Source organism: Sphingobium lactosutens DS20 (assembly GCF_000445105.1).
GTDB lineage: Bacteria > Pseudomonadota > Alphaproteobacteria > Sphingomonadales > Sphingomonadaceae > Sphingobium > Sphingobium lactosutens.
On record NZ_ATDP01000071.1, the window covers coordinates 97,736 to 112,526 of the forward strand.

Annotated in this window: 12 protein-coding genes; 4 read left to right on the top strand and 8 right to left on the bottom strand. The window is 63.4% G+C overall.

The genetic code is table 11. The features are described from left to right. The first annotated feature begins 19 nt into the window (after positions 1-19). Positions 20-2,338 (top strand): GH92 family glycosyl hydrolase, encoded by a 2,319-nt coding sequence (locus tag RLDS_RS33290; protein ID WP_021224761.1) that lies wholly within the window; start codon positions 20-22, stop codon positions 2,336-2,338. A gap of 88 nt (positions 2,339-2,426) precedes the next feature. On the opposite strand, the gene acnA is transcribed toward RLDS_RS33290, so the two are convergent. Further along, positions 2,427-5,096, bottom strand: a complete 2,670-nt coding sequence (gene acnA, locus RLDS_RS33295; RefSeq protein WP_021224762.1) for an aconitate hydratase AcnA — start codon at positions 5,094-5,096, stop codon at positions 2,427-2,429. A 327-nt stretch (positions 5,097-5,423) separates the two neighbouring features. Here acnA and RLDS_RS33300 point away from each other — a divergent pair, with 327 nt between their 5' ends. Continuing rightward, positions 5,424-5,615 carry a hypothetical protein gene (locus tag RLDS_RS33300; protein ID WP_152527997.1) on the top strand — a complete coding sequence of 64 codons (192 nt, stop codon included), beginning with the start codon at positions 5,424-5,426 and terminating at the stop codon, positions 5,613-5,615. Here the strand turns inward: RLDS_RS33300 and RLDS_RS33305 are convergent, their stop codons facing one another. The 3 genes from RLDS_RS33305 to RLDS_RS33315 all read right to left on the bottom strand — a co-directional run bounded on the left by RLDS_RS33305 (position 5,616) and on the right by RLDS_RS33315 (position 7,893). After that, entirely contained in the window at positions 5,616-7,415 is a 1,800-nt protein-coding gene (locus RLDS_RS33305; RefSeq protein ID WP_021224764.1) for a DUF885 domain-containing protein, read from the bottom strand. An 83-nt stretch (positions 7,416-7,498) separates the two neighbouring features. Beyond that, positions 7,499-7,702, bottom strand: coding sequence for a DUF5818 domain-containing protein (locus RLDS_RS33310; protein WP_021224765.1), 204 nt, complete (start codon positions 7,700-7,702; stop codon positions 7,499-7,501). 5 nt (positions 7,703-7,707) lie between these two features. Next, positions 7,708-7,893: a DUF1328 domain-containing protein gene (locus RLDS_RS33315; RefSeq protein WP_009821964.1), complete on the bottom strand. Its 186-nt coding sequence runs from the start codon at positions 7,891-7,893 to the stop codon at positions 7,708-7,710. A gap of 196 nt (positions 7,894-8,089) precedes the next feature. Here RLDS_RS33315 and RLDS_RS33320 point away from each other — a divergent pair, with 196 nt between their 5' ends. Then, the gene (locus tag RLDS_RS33320; protein ID WP_021224766.1) at positions 8,090-8,533 is read left to right on the top strand and encodes a PA2169 family four-helix-bundle protein; all 444 of its coding nucleotides are present in this window, start codon (positions 8,090-8,092) and stop codon (positions 8,531-8,533) included. A gap of 3 nt (positions 8,534-8,536) precedes the next feature. On the opposite strand, the gene RLDS_RS33325 is transcribed toward RLDS_RS33320, so the two are convergent. Then, positions 8,537-9,550: a 2-hydroxyacid dehydrogenase gene (locus tag RLDS_RS33325; RefSeq protein WP_031297481.1), complete on the bottom strand. Its 1,014-nt coding sequence runs from the start codon at positions 9,548-9,550 to the stop codon at positions 8,537-8,539. Positions 9,551-9,706: 156 nt separating this feature from the next. On the opposite strand from RLDS_RS33325, the gene RLDS_RS33330 reads away from it, so the two are divergent. Next, positions 9,707-10,144, top strand: a complete 438-nt coding sequence (locus tag RLDS_RS33330; protein ID WP_040603592.1) for an SH3 domain-containing protein — start codon at positions 9,707-9,709, stop codon at positions 10,142-10,144. 42 nt (positions 10,145-10,186) lie between these two features. Here RLDS_RS33330 and RLDS_RS33335 read toward each other — a convergent pair whose 3' ends face one another. From RLDS_RS33335 to RLDS_RS33345, 3 genes are read right to left on the bottom strand one after another with little or no spacing between them, the layout of a single operon-like run. Further along, positions 10,187-11,518, bottom strand: a complete 1,332-nt coding sequence (locus RLDS_RS33335; protein ID WP_031297483.1) for an amidohydrolase family protein — start codon at positions 11,516-11,518, stop codon at positions 10,187-10,189. Continuing rightward, positions 11,515-12,921 (bottom strand): amidohydrolase, encoded by a 1,407-nt coding sequence (locus tag RLDS_RS33340; protein WP_021224770.1) that lies wholly within the window; start codon positions 12,919-12,921, stop codon positions 11,515-11,517. The genes RLDS_RS33335 and RLDS_RS33340 overlap by 4 nt, the downstream gene beginning before the upstream one ends. Next, entirely contained in the window at positions 12,908-14,698 is a 1,791-nt protein-coding gene (locus RLDS_RS33345; protein ID WP_021224771.1) for a peptide MFS transporter, read from the bottom strand. The genes RLDS_RS33340 and RLDS_RS33345 overlap by 14 nt, the downstream gene beginning before the upstream one ends. Positions 14,699-14,791: the final 93 nt, after the last annotated feature.

Sequence of the window (14,791 nt, forward strand, 5' to 3'; positions counted from 1 at the left end):
CCATGGTTTAACTGTCTTCATGTCCTGTCGCTTCCTCCGTCTGGCCGTCGCGGCCGGCCTGCTCGCCAGCACCGCCCTTTCCGCCCAGCAGCCCGCATCCGATCCGGTAGAAGCCGTCGATCCGTTCATCGGCACAAGCGGTCAGGGACACACCTTCCCCGGCGCGGTCGCACCCTTCGGCATGGTGCAATTGTCGCCCGATACCCATGTAGGACCTGCACGCGAAACCTATGACTGGGCGTCGGGCTATCGCCATGAAGACCCCGTCATACTGGGCTTTTCCCACACCCATTTTTCGGGCGCAGGACATAGCGACCTTGGTGATTTTCTGGTCATGCCGGTCAGCGGCGACACGGTGCCTGTCAAAGCGGGCGACGCGGACACACCGGGCTTTCGGTCGCACAAGGCCGATGAGACGGCGACGCCGGGCTATTATGCGGTGACGCTGACAGACCCCGGCGTGCGGGCGGAAATGACCGCAGGAACGCGCGTCGGCGTTCATCGCTACGCCTTTCCGGCCGGCAAGGCGGCACATCTGCTCATCGACCTGCGCAGCATCATCTATGATTATCCCGGCAAGATCCTGTGGTCGTCGGTGCGAATTCGGCCCGACGGCACGATCACCGGATCGCGCGAGGTGCGCGGCTGGGCGAGCCCGCGCCGCATCTTCTTCGCCATGCGCTTTTCCGCGCCGGTGACAGGCCACAAACTGATCAGCACGGAGGAGAATATCCTCTATAAGGGGTTCAAGGGGCCGGGTCGCGGACCCGAAACGCTGGATTCCCTGTCTGGCCGGGCGCTGATCGCGCAGTTCGACTTCGGCGCACTGGGTAAGCCGCTGGAGGTGAAGGTCGCGCTGTCGGGCGTGGACGAGGATGGCGCGATTGCGAACCTCGACAGCGGGCCGGGCGATTTCGATGCGATCCGCGCCAGAACCCGTGCCGCCTGGGCCGAGGCGCTGGGCCGCGTGACGATCGATGCGCCAAAGCCGATGCGCACCAATGTCTACACCGCGCTCTATCACAGCCTGATGGCGCCGAGCGTGTGGAGCGATGCCGACGGACGCTGGCGGGGGCCGGACGATCAGGTCCATGCCGGCGGCAGGACCACCCGCTATTCCACCTTTTCGCTATGGGACACGTTCCGCGCCGAACACCCGCTACTGACGCTCATCCAGCCCGAAGAGCGCAACGCCGACTTCGTCAATTCGCTGGTCGCCAGCCAGAAGGCCAGCCCGTTCGGTATCCTGCCCGTCTGGGAGTTTGCGGGCAAGGAAACCTGGACGATGATCGGCTATCATGCCGTGCCGGTCATCGCCGACGCCTGCCTCAAGGGGATAAGGGGCATAGACTGCGCGGGCGCGCTCAAGGCCATGGTCGCCAGCGCCGACTATGCGCCCTATGGCGGCCTTAGCGATTATATGTCGCTCGGCTATGTCCCCATCGATCGCAAACCCGAAGCCGCGTCCAAGACGGTCGAATATGCCTATGACGACTGGACCATCGCGCGCCTCGCCCGCAAGCTCGGCGAAACGGCGATCGCGGCGCGGTTCGAAAAGCGGGCGCAAAATTGGCGCAACAGCTTTGATCCGAAATCCGGATTCCTGCGCGCGCGAAAATCGGATGGGTCCTTTCGCACGCCGTTCGATCCGACCGCGATCAACTATGGCAGCGACTATACGGAGGGCAATGCCTGGCAATATAGCTGGTTCATGCCGCACGATCAGGGCGGGCTGTTCCGCCTGCTGGGCGGCGACGCCCAGGCCGTGGCGAAGCTGGACGCGATGTTCGATTATGACAACAGCAAGATCGACTATAGCCATGCCGAGGATATTGCCGGCCTGATCGGCCAATATATCCATGGCAACGAACCCAGCCACCATGTCGCCTATCTCTATAATTATGCAGGACAGCCATGGCGGACCCAGGAACGGCTGAAACAGATTGTCGAGAGCCAGTATAAGCCCACGCCCGATGGCCTTTCCGGCAATGACGACCTGGGGCAGATGTCCGCCTGGCTGGTGTTCACGGCGCTCGGTTTCTATCCGGTGGCGCCGGGCAGCAACGAATATGTGATCGGGCGGCCGTTCGTGGCGCGGGCGGAGATGACCTTGCCGAACGGGCAGCACTTCATCGTGATTGCTGACGGCCTGTCCGACGCGAACCGCTATGTCGGTGGCGTGACTTTGAACGGCAAGCCGCTGGAACGCAGCGCGATCACAGACGCGGAAATCCGGGCGGGCGGCGAATTGCGCTTCACCATGCAGGCGACGCCGAACATGTCATGGGCGACGAAGCCGGGCGCGCGCCCCTTCTCCACCACCGCCTATCGCCCTTGAGGCCTCAGCCTGCCGATCAGCGATGCCAAGAAAAAGGGCTCCTCCCGCCGGGGAGAAGCCCTGTCTCTTATTTTAGCGCGACGGCCGATCAGGCGGCGAGTTTACGCAGCACATATTGCAGGATGCCGCCGTTCAGGAAATATTCCAGTTCGTTGACGGTATCGATGCGGCAAAGCGCGGTGAAGCTGAAGGTCGAGCCGTCGGCGCGCGTCACCTTCACCTCGACATCCTGGCGGGGCTTCAAGTCAGCGACGCCTTCGATGGTGAAGCTGTCATCGCCCTTGAGGCCCAGTGTCTCGCGGCTTTCGCCGTCCTTGAACTGCAAGGGCAGCACGCCCATGCCGACCAGGTTGGAGCGGTGGATGCGCTCGAAGCTTTCGACGATGACCGCGCGCACGCCCAGCAGGTTGGTGCCCTTGGCCGCCCAGTCGCGCGACGATCCGGTGCCATATTCCTTGCCGCCGATGACAACCAGCGGCGTGCCGTCCGCCTTATGCTTCATCGCTGCGTCATAGATCGGCATGACTTCGCCATTGTAGCTGGTCATGCCGCCTTCGACGCCGTCCAGCATCTGGTTCTTGATGCGGATATTGGCGAAGGTGCCACGCATCATCACTTCATGATGGCCGCGGCGCGCGCCATAGCTGTTGAAGTCGGCCTTGCTCACCTGATGCTCCATCAGCCACTTGCCCGCCGGGCTGTCGACCTTGATCGAGCCGGCCGGCGAGATGTGGTCGGTGGTGATGGAGTCGCCGAAGATGGCGAGCGGCTTGGCGCCCTGAATGTCGGTCACGGCGTCGGGCGTCATCGACATGCCCTCGAAATAGGGCGGGTTGGCGACATAGGTCGAACCGGCGCGCCACTGATAGGTGTCCGAACCGGTGACTTCGATCGCCTGCCAGTGCGCATCGCCCTTGTAGACATTGGCGTAGCGGGCCTGGAACATCTGGCGGTCCATGCAGCCGGCCATGACGGTCGAAACCTCGTCATTGCTGGGCCAGATGTCCTTCAGATACACCGCTTCGCCATCCTTACTGGTGCCGATCGGGGTCGTGATGAAATCTTCCACCACGGTGCCCTTGAGCGCATAGGCGACGACCAGCGGCGGGCTGGCGAGGAAGTTGGCGCGCACGTCGGGCGACACGCGGCCTTCGAAGTTGCGGTTGCCCGAAATCACGGCGGCGGCAACCAAGCCATTGTCGTTGATCGCCTTGCTGATCGGTTCGGCCAGCGGGCCGGAATTGCCGATGCAGGTGGTGCAGCCATAGCCCACCAGGTTGAAGCCGATGGCGTCGAGATGCGACTGGAGGCCGGCCTTTTCCAGATAATCGGTCACGACCTGGCTGCCCGGAGCGAGCGAGGTCTTGACCCAAGGCTTGGGCTTGAGGCCGAGTTCATTGGCCTTCTTGGCGACCAGACCGGCCGCGACCAGCACGCCGGGGTTCGACGTGTTGGTGCAGCTGGTGATCGCGGCGATGGTGACGTCGCCGTCGCCAATGTCGAAATCCTTGCCGTCGACCGGTACGCGCTGCTGCGCCTTCTTGTAGGTCTTTTCCATGTCGGCGTTGAACACGTCGTCGACGTCGGGCAGCGACACGCGGTCCTGCGGGCGCTTGGGACCGGCCAGGCTGGGGACGACCGTCGACAGGTCCAGTTCCAGCGTGTCGGTAAAGACCGGTTCGACCGCCGGGTCGATCCAGAAGCCCTGTTCCTTGGCATAGGCTTCGACCAGCGCGATATTCTCGTCGCTGCGGCCGGTCAGGCGCATATAGTCCAGCGTCTTGTCGTCAATGCCGAAGAAGCCGCAGGTCGCGCCATATTCGGGCGCCATGTTGGCGAGCGTCGCGCGGTCGGCGAGCGACAGGGTGGCAAGGCCGGGACCGAAATATTCGACGAAGCGGCCGACGACGCCGCGCGCACGGAGCATCTGGGTGCAGGTGAGCACCAGATCGGTCGCGGTCACGCCTTCCTTGAGCGTCCCGGTGAACTTGAAACCGACGACTTCGGGGATTAGCATGGATACGGGCTGGCCCAGCATCGCGGCTTCCGCCTCGATCCCGCCAACGCCCCAGCCCAGCACGCCAAGGCCGTTGACCATGGTGGTATGGCTGTCGGTGCCGACGCACGTGTCGGGATAGGCGACGGTCACGCCGTCAGGGCCTTCGCTCGACCAGACGGCCTGCGCGATATTTTCCAGATTCACCTGGTGGCAGATGCCGGTGCCGGGAGGCACGGCGTAGAAATTGGCGAGGCTCTTGCTGCCCCATTTCAGGAAGTCGTAGCGCTCCATATTGCGCTGATATTCGATCTCGACATTCTGCTCGAACGCCTGGGGCGTGCCGAATTCATCGACCATGACCGAATGGTCGATGACGAGGTGAACGGGAACCTGCGGGTTGATCTTGGCGGCGTCGGCGCCCAGCGCAGTCATCGCATCGCGCATCGCGGCAAGGTCGACGACGCAGGGCACGCCGGTGAAATCCTGCATCAGCACGCGCGCGGGACGATACTGGATTTCGCGCTGCGCCTGACCGCGATCCTTCTGCCAGTCGACGATTGCCTGAATGTCATCGGTGGTGACGGTCACGCCATCTTCGAAGCGCAGGAGATTTTCGAGCAGCACCTTCATCGAGAAAGGCAGGCGCGAAACGTCTCCAAGTTTCGCAGCGGCCTTCTTGAAGGAATAATAGGCAATGTCCTTGCCGCCGACATTCATCATGTCGCGCGTGCCTAGCGTGTCCTGTCCGATGGCGGTCATAAGATGTGCGTCTCCTCGCATGGCGCTTCGCCAGAGGATGACGCGATTCCACCGGAGCCTCGCCGGACAGCGAACGGACTGGACGGCGAAGGTCAGGGATGCGCCTCAACCGGTGGTCGAAGCAGGTATGTCCCGATGGTGCAGCGCCATACAGAATGGGGCGGCGGTGTCAAATGGACAAAATCGCGGATTATTCAGCTTTCCCGCGATTTTCACTGCTAATGGTTCGCAACAGGAAACAAGCAGGTCGGACGGCGTTTGGATGGCGATCAACAGGGAACCGCCTCTATGCCATTGCCCTTGCCGAGCAGCGCGAACGACCCCGCCATGTCCCTGCTCTTTTATCGTCCGGGCCGGGCGATGCCCTGCCCATCTTGCGGCGAAAGCCAGTGGCTGGTCGGCCGGGTCATGGCGCAATGCGCCTGTTGCGACGCAGCCATGCCGATCGATGGCGCCTATCGCGGCTGGTCGGGCGGGGGCGCATCCTTCCGTCGGCCAGAGCGGTTGCCGATCGCCTGATCAGGCTTTTCGCGTTTTTTCAGCCGCGATCCAGGCGTCCATCTGGCTTTCCAGCACGGTCAGCGGCACTGCCCCCTGCGCCAGCACCGCGTCATGGAAACGGCGCAGGTCAAATTTCGGCCCCAGGGCTTTTTCGGCTCTGGTGCGCAATTCCCGTATCTTGATTTCACCCAGCTTGTAGCCGAGCGCCTGGCCCGGCCAGCTGATATAGCGGTTCACTTCCGCATCAATATTGGCGTCGGACAGGGCACTGTTCGTCTTCATGAACGCGACGGCTCGCGCCTTGTCCCAGCCCTTCGCATGGATGCCGGTATCGACCACAAGCCGGCAGGCGCGCCACATTTCATAGGACAAGCGGCCCATCATCTTCTCGGGCGTGTCATACAGGCCCATTTCTTCGCCCAGATATTCGGTATAGAGCGCCCAGCCCTCGACATAGGCGGTGAACCCGGCGAGATATTTGCGGAATGGCGGTAGCGGCAATTCCTGTTGCAACGCAATCTGGTTGTGATGACCCGGCACCGCCTCATGCGCGGTCAAGGCCGGAACTTCCCAGAAGGGGCGCTGATTCAGCTTGGACGTGTTGACCCAATAGGTGCCCGAAATGCCGGCTTCCGGCGCGCCCGGCCCATAATAGGCCGTCGTGGTGCCTTCGGCTTCTGCCGCCGGGATGGGCTTGAGGCCATAGGGCAGACGGGGCAGCGTGCCGAAATAGCGCGGCAACAGACCGTCGATCGTCTTGGCCTGCCGCGCTGCGACGCGCAACAATTCCTCCGGCGTCTTGGCATAATAGGATGGGTCGGTGCGCAAATGGGCAATATAGGCGGCGCGACTGGGGTAGCCCGCCTGGGTCGCAATATCGTCCATACGCTTGCCGATCCGGGCGACCTCGTCCAGACCGATCTGGTGGATCTGGTCGGGCGTAAGGTCTGTGGTGCTGTGCGCCTTCACCCGGCTGGCATACCAGGCGGCGCCGCCCGGCAGCGATGAGGCGCTGTCGCTCTTGCGGCAATGGGGCAGATAGTCCGCGACGAACAGGTCATGCCATTTGCGATATTCAGGCGTCAGGACGTCGCGGATCAGCGTCACCGCGCGCGCCTGCATCGCTGCCCAGTCCGCGTCGCTGATGTCGCGCGGCTTGGTGCGCGTGAACGGTTCGTAGAAACGCGTCTCCTGCGGAGGCCCTTCCACGATCCCGCTGATCGTGCCGGCGTAGTTTTGCAGGACGGAACAGGGCTGAACATAACCGCCCGCAATCGCCTGCCGCGTGATGGCCAGCGCATCGCCATTTTGTTTGGGGTAAAGCGCAAGGCGCTCCAGATAGCTTTCATAGTCGGCGCGATTGTAGAATGGCAGTCCGTCGGCCATGCCCGAAAAGCCCTGATGCCAGCCATAATAGGTGGTGAACAGCATCTGCCGTTCCGCCTGATGGCTGTTGCTGGCGATATCATCGCGCAGCATCCAGAGCAGGACATTGCGATTGACCCGGTCCGCCGCGCTCAATTCTGCCTCGGGCACGGCTTCCAGTCGGCGGACGAATTGCTGTTGGGCCTTGATCTGCTCGTCTCGCGCGGCGAGCGACATGTCGTAGATGCGGTCGTCATAGTCGCGCACACCGCGCGCGGTTGCCTCGACGGGGTGGACGGACAGATACCAGGTCCAGTGATCATCCAGGATGCGGGCGAGTTGCGCTTCTGCCGTCGCCGCCTGGCTAGATGCGCCGGCATCCTGCGCCTGTGCGGCGGCAGGGATCATGGCGAGATAAAGCGGAATAAGGGCGGTGCAGGGTATCTTACGCATAGCGGCGATGGTTCGCGCGCGCAGGGGCTCTTGGCAAGCCCGATTGTGAAATCGTCTCGCCAGAAGTGCGTTGATCGGGGGAATCAGGCGGGCGCGACGCCTTCGGCTTCGACCACGTCTTCGCCCACATGGATACCGCGTACGCGGACCTGCTTTTCCACCAGGTCGACCGGGACTCGCAGCAGGACCAGCCTGTAGCTGCCACCATCGTCGCGCCGAAGCAGGAAGCCGGCCGCGTCGCGCACCAGCCTCCCAGTTTCATCGACAGTGGCGCCCACCATGGTCATGATGGTCAGTCAATAGCGTCCTTGACGCCCTTGCCCGCCAGAATGCCGAGAACGAGAAAGACGACAAACACGGCAAGCGCGATGAAGAACAGGATTTTGGCGATGCCGACAAAGGTGCCGGCGGCGCCGCCGAAGCCGAGCAGCGCCAGCACGGCGGCGATGACCAGCGAGATGATCGCGAGCTTGATCATGATCAGGATCCTTGAAATGCGAGAGAAAGATATGTCTCAAACCCATGACCGGCTGGCTTGTTCCACATGCGTAGCGGACCATCTGTCATCGCTAACGAGACATTAAGGTTGAATATCAGATAGTTGATTGAACCGTGAGCGACGTAGGACCGTTGGGACGGCAGATTGCCCGACGGGCCTCAGAATGGAGACGGTGATGCACAATCATACCATCAGCAAGCTGGACGACCTTATCACCACGCTGATCGACAGCGTGAAGGGATATACGCATAGTGCGGAGAAGGCCAAGTCCGCGCCGTTTGAAACCTTGTTCCGCGATCTCGCGACCGAACGGCAAGCGGCGGTCGCGATGCTGCAGGAACGCAGCCGGCAGCTTGGCGGCAAGCCCAATGAATTTGGCTCTGCGGCCGGAACGGTTCACCGGTGGATTGAGGATATCCATGTCGCGCTGGGCGGCGGCGACAAGGCGATCATCCAGGCGATCGACCGGGGCGAGGATTATCTGAATGAAGAATTCGAGCGCGTGTTGAAGGACGATGCGATCGACGCGGAAACGCAGTCCATCGTCCGCCGCGCACATGAATCCGTTCGCCACGGGCTGACCCTGGTCGATCAGTTGAAGCAGCAGGTTGCCGCCTGACCCTTATACCCAGCCTTCCAGCACCTGATTGGGTGGCCGGTGGCCGTCCACCCAGGTGCGGATATTGGCGATGACGCGGGCGCCGGTGGCATGGCGCCCCTCTATCGTGGCCGACCCCATATGCGGCAGCAGCACGACATTGGAGAGGGCGAGCAGACGTGGATCGACCGCCGGCTCATGGGCATAGACGTCCAGCCCCGCGCCCGCGATGCGGCTTTCCTCGAGCGCGTCGATCAACGCGCCCTCGTCCATGATTTCCGCGCGGGATGTGTTGATGACATAGGCGTGGGACCGCAGGAGGCCGATCCGGCGCGCGTCCACCAGCCCGCGGCTGTCGGCATTGAGCGGGCAGTGGATCGACAGGATATCGCTGTCCGTCAGCAAGGCATCGAGATCGCCCTGCCAGCGCGCCTCAAGCTCCTGCTCGACCTCGAAGGGCAGGCGATGGCGATTGTGATAAGCGATGGACAGGCCAAAGGCGCGCGCCCGGCGCGCCACGGCGCGACCGATACGTCCCATGCCGATGATGCCGAGCGTCTTGCCGCCGATCCGGTGGCCCAGCATGCCTGACGGGCTCCACCCCTGCCACGCGCCGGAGCGCACCAGCTTTTCGCCCTCGGCCAGTCGGCGTGGCACCGACAGGATCAGCGCCATCGTCATATCGGCCGTGTCCTCGGTCAACACGCCGGGCGTATTGGTGACGATGATCCCCTTCTTCCGCGCGGCGACAAGATCGATATGGTCGACGCCGCTGCCAAAGCTGGCGATGAGGCGCAGCCTGTCCGGCGCGCCGTCGATCAGGTCCGCGTCGATCTGATCGGTGATGGTGGGCACCAGCACGTCGCAATCGGCCATGGCGCGCGCCATGGCTATCCGGTCCATCGCCGCGTCGGCGACATTGAAACTGGCGTCGAACAATTGCGCCATGCGCGCTTCCACATCGGGCGGCAGGCGGCGCGTGACGATGACGCGCGGCTTGGCGGGACGCGGCGGAGTCTTGCGCGGTTCTTGGGCCATGACGGTGGCGCTATTGCGCGGCAGGGTGCGGGTCAAGCGGATAAGGCCTGTCAAGGCGAGGAAAGACTGTCGCGCCGACGATCAACGGGTTATGGATCGGCCATGGGTAACAGGATTTCGACTATTCACATCGCCTTGGCCGTGGCCGGCGCGACCATGCTGGGCCTTGCAGCTGCGCCCGCAAATGCCGCGCCCGGCAAGAAGACCCCCTATTGGGCGTCGCTGTCGCATGACGAAGCGCGCATGCGCGTTGGCCCCAGCCTGGATTACCCGTCCAACTGGGTCTATCGCCGCCGCGACCTGCCGGTGAAAGTGGTGCAAGTCCTCGGCCTGTGGCGCAAGGTGCAGGACCCCGATGGCGCGCAGGGGTGGATGCATGTCCGCCTGCTCAGCGATACGCCGACCGCCATCGTCCGATCGGCCATCGCGCCGCTGCATGGATCGCCCAGTGACGGATCGGCAACGCTGTTTCGCGCCGAACGGGGAGTCGTGGGGCGGATTTCCGACTGTTCGGGCGGCTGGTGCGCGTTCGACGTCAAAGGCCGGCGCGGCTATGTGAAGGCCAGCGATATCTGGGGCAATATCGACGGCTGAGCGCTGGCATAGTGAGGCGGAGCATAGGCTCCGCCCCGGTTCTCACCATTCATAGGCCTTGGGAAGGCTGCCCTCGTCCGGCGTTGCATAACGATCACGCAAACGCGTCTGGCGATCCGTCATCGGTTGGGCCACGCCGTCGATCCAGACGGCCACCGGCGCGGACGTCATTTCCAGCGGATCACCATCCCATATCACCACGTCGCCGGCTTTTCCCGATTGCAGCGAGCCGAGCCGGTCCCCCAGCCCCATCGCCTCGGCCGGTGCCAGCGTGATGGTGCGCAGCGCCTGCCCCCAGCTCAAGCCGGTCGCGCCCGGCACCTTCGTCAGCGCCACCATATTGCCCGCCTGCTGGTTGGCGACACGCAACTGGAGCGCGTCGTCTCCCGTCAGCATGCCCATCGAGACGGAAACGCCCGCCTGCACCATCCGCCCGACATTGCTCTGCGTCGCGGCGAGCTTTTCGAAGGCGGACGGCAAATCCTCCAGCCCCGCGGTAATGACGGGCACCTTGGCCGCCGCGATTTGCGGCGCGACCATCCAGCCTTCGGTAGCCCCAGCCAGGATCAGCCGCAGCGCCGGAAAATCCTGCCGCAGGGCAAGCGCGGCCAGAATATCGCGCGCGCTTTCGGCATGGACCATCAGCGGCATCGCCCCGGTGACGACCGGCACCAGCGCCTCGGCGTCGACGCGGTTCAGCAGCGAATCCTTGGAATTGCCGTCAAAGGCAGCCGGCGCCCTGGCATAGTCCTGCGCCTGCCGCAGCATCATCTTGAACGTCAGGATCATCGCGGCGCGGCTACCGCCCGCCTCGGCCGCGCCGGCCTCCCCCATTTCGACATATTCGAAGGCGCGCGCCTTGGTGATTGGGCTCATGTCCGCGCCCAGATCGATGACCGCGCCCTGCCCGGCGAATATGCCGCTGGAGGCCGCGGGAGCGACCACTGCCCGGGTCACGCCGCCATTGCGGCTGATCGCGACCGGGTTGGCGAGCGGATTGATGGCGGGGGCAACGTCGATCGCGGCCGAAAAGGGAGAGTTGGCGCTGATATCATTGGTTTCGCGCACCGCCGGCACTTCGGCCAGCCCCACGCGCGAAAAGCCCGACACCAGGCCGGGCGTCACCCATTTGCCCGATCCGTCGACGATCTTCGCACCGGCGGGCACGGCGATGCCCGCGCCGGCGGCCACGATCTTGCCAGCGTCGATCACGACCGTGCCATTCTGTATCGGTTCCGACCCGTCGCCGATCGCCAGCGTCGCGCCGGTAATGGCGATCGGCTGGGCCAGCGCGGGGACAGCCGCGATCAGGGCCAGCAGCGCCGCTGCCCCCATCCGGCATGCGCGGGCGCGAACGGAACATATCTTTGTCATTTCACGTCTCCCGCGCCGATCTGGCCCAGTTCGAAATCGCTCACCGGTCGGCGCTTGGGGTCGAATGCGTCATAGAGCAGCGCGCCGTCGATCCACACCTTTTCCGGGCGGGTATAGGTGCTGAACGGATTGCCGTTCCACAGCACGACGTCAGCCATCTTGCCGACCTTCAGGCTGCCGGTGCGATCGGCAACGCCCATCGCCCGCGCCGGATTGATGGCGAGCCAGGTCCAGGCGACCTCGTCGCTGATGTCAATGCCCATGCGCCGCCCCGCGCCCAGCGCCTTGGCCGCTTCCTGGTTGAGCCGCTGGATACCGTCCTGATCGTCGCTATGAACGATGGCGCAGGCTCCGGCCTTGTGGACCAGCGGGATATTCTCCTTGATCCCGTCATAGGCCTCCATCTTGAAGCCATACCAGTCGCCCCACAGGGCCGAGCAAATGCCATTGTCGCGCAACAGGTCCGCGATCTTGTAGCTTTCGACGGCATGGTGGAAGGTCGACACCTTGTAGCCGAATTCCTTGCTCATATCGATGACGTTGGCCATTTCGTCGGCGCGATAGCAATGGTTGTGGACCATGATCTTGCCCTCAAGTACGTCGGCAAGCGTCTCCATGCCCAGGTCGCGCGTCTGATCCTTCCCGGCGGCGCGCTTCTGCTGATATTCGCGCGCCTTGATCCACGTCTGGCGATTGACCGCCATATTGCCCATGCGGGTGCTGGGTTCGCGGCCCTTGCTGCCATAGACGCGCTTGGGATTTTCGCCGCACGCCATTTTGAGGCCCTGCGGCGCGCCGGGGAATTTCATCCCCTGCATCGTGCGCGCCGGTACATTCTTGAGCGTTACGCTGCGCCCGCCAAACAGGTTTGCCGATCCGGGCAGAATCTGGAGCGTGGTCACGCCGCCGTTGGCGAGCGCGCGGGAAAAGCCGGGGTCCTGCGGCCAAACGCTATGTTCGGCCCATACATGCGGGGTGACCGGCGACGTCGCCTCATTGCCGTCGGACAAGGCATCAACGCCGGGCGAGGGATAGTCGCCCAGATGGCTGTGAATATCGATGACGCCGGGCGTCACATATTTGCCCTGCGCGTCGATCACGACCACATCGGCGGGAATCGGCGTGTCCGCCCCGCCGATCGCAGTGACCTTGCCGTCGGACAGGAAGACGATGCCATTGTCGATGCGTCCGCCCTCCCCGTCAAAGATGGTCGCGCCGCGCAGCACCGTCGGTCGGCCGCCATAGGGACGATAGGTCGAAGGATAGGGATTTTCGGGCTCCGCCGACGCCCCTTGCGAGGCGGGTCGCTCCTCCTTGCCCTTGCGCGCGGCCAGCGGCGTGGTGCCGCTCGCCAGCAGGACGGCCGCGACCGTCAGTGAAACACCCCTGTTACTGAACGCCATGCATCCACCTCTTGATCGGAAATGCGAGGATGAAAAGGAGGACGCCAAGACCAATCGACGCAAGGCCGATCGTGCGGAACACGTCCACATAGGTTTGCAGGCTGACGGCCAGGTTCGTCACCTGCCCGCCCACCGTTTCGACGCTGGCGACCTGCGCGATCATGCCGCCGACATATTGGGCGACCGAAATCGACATGAACCACACGCCCATCATCAGACCGACGATCCGCACGATCGACAATTTGGTGATCATCGACAGGCCGACCGGCGAAATGCACAGCTCCGCCATGGAGTGGATCAGGTAAAGCAAGGCCAGCCACCAGATCGACACCTTGAAATCCGCGCCGGCAAAGGCGCTGCCCCAGACGAGGACTAGGAAGCCGAGGCCTACGCCCACCAGCGCGATGGCGAACTTGACCGGGATGGACGGCTCAAGCCCCCGCCGGCCCAGCGCGTTCCAGCCGATGCTGAACAGCGGCGCCAGCGTCACGATGAAGAAGGCATTGAAGAACTGCGTCTGGCCAGCCGACAGGCTGAACAGGCCGAAGACCGACAGGTCGGTATTGCGATCGGCAAACAGCGTCAGCGACGATCCGGCCTGCTCGAACAGGGTCCAGAATACGACGTTGAAGACGATCATCACCATCGCCGCCAGCATCATCTGAAATTCGACCTTGCTGCCCGCGCGCCAGGACCAGATGAGAATGGCGGGCACGGCGATCAGGAAGGTGATGAACAGCAATTTGCCCAGGATCGGCAGCGCCATCAGATAACCGATGATGCCAGCGCCCGCCTGTGCCTGCGCAGCGTCCATCACATTGACGAACAGGAACCACATCAGGGGAATGGCCGCAATGGACAGCGCGTAGATCAGCAGGTCCTTGCGCGGATTGGCCCCTTCGGGCCGTTCGCCATAGCCGCCGAGTTTTCCGCCATCGAACTGGATCAGCGCCCAGGAACAGAGCATGCCGATCGCCGCGAGCAGGAAGCCCGCCCACCAGCCGACCGACGTCGCGAGCCAGGGGCAGAGTATCTGCGAAAACAGGCTGCCCAGATTGATGCCCATGTAGAAGATGGTGAAGCCGGCATCGCGGCGACGGTCGCCGACCGCATAAAGTTCGCCCACGATGGTCGAGATATTGGGTTTGAAGAAGCCATTGCCGACGACGATGGCCGACAGGGCGATCAACATCAGCATGGTGAAGAAGGGGCTGCGTTCGCCGCCCGCGACAAAGCCGCCCTTTTCGACTTTGCGCTCGACAGCGCCCGCGTCGTTCACCAGATCGACCGAGCCATCCTCATGCCCGCGAATGGCAAGGCGCGCGTCACCGTCGATCAGATATTGCTGGCGTGCGTCGCCTCGTTTGGCGACCTGCACCTCATAGCGCTGGCCATCGACAAGGGCATAGGGCTTGGCCGCCTCCCCGCCGAAACACAGCGTGAAATAGCCGATCGCCATGATGATCGCGCCGAACTTCACCGACCGTTTTGACCCCAGATACCGGTCGGCGATGAAGCCGCCGATGAAGGGGGTCAGATAGACCAACGACATGTAAGCGCCATAGGTTCCACCGGCGCTGGTGTCGGAAAACAGGAAATGGTCCGTCAGATAGAGGACCAGCAAGGCCCGCATGCCGTAGAAACCGAATCGCTCCCACATTTCGGTGGTAAACAATCTGGCAAGCTGGCGCGGATGGCCGAACCAGGATGCGTCGGCGTCGGCAATATGTTCGGCCGCCTGTGCCGCCCGGTTCGGGTCGGCGGGTGAAATGGCCATGGCGCGGTGCTCCCCGATCTTATAGGGGGAGGCCCGCCTCCCCGAATTCAATCGCGCGAGACTAGCAGCAGAATTGCGTGAGTGAAGAACAAT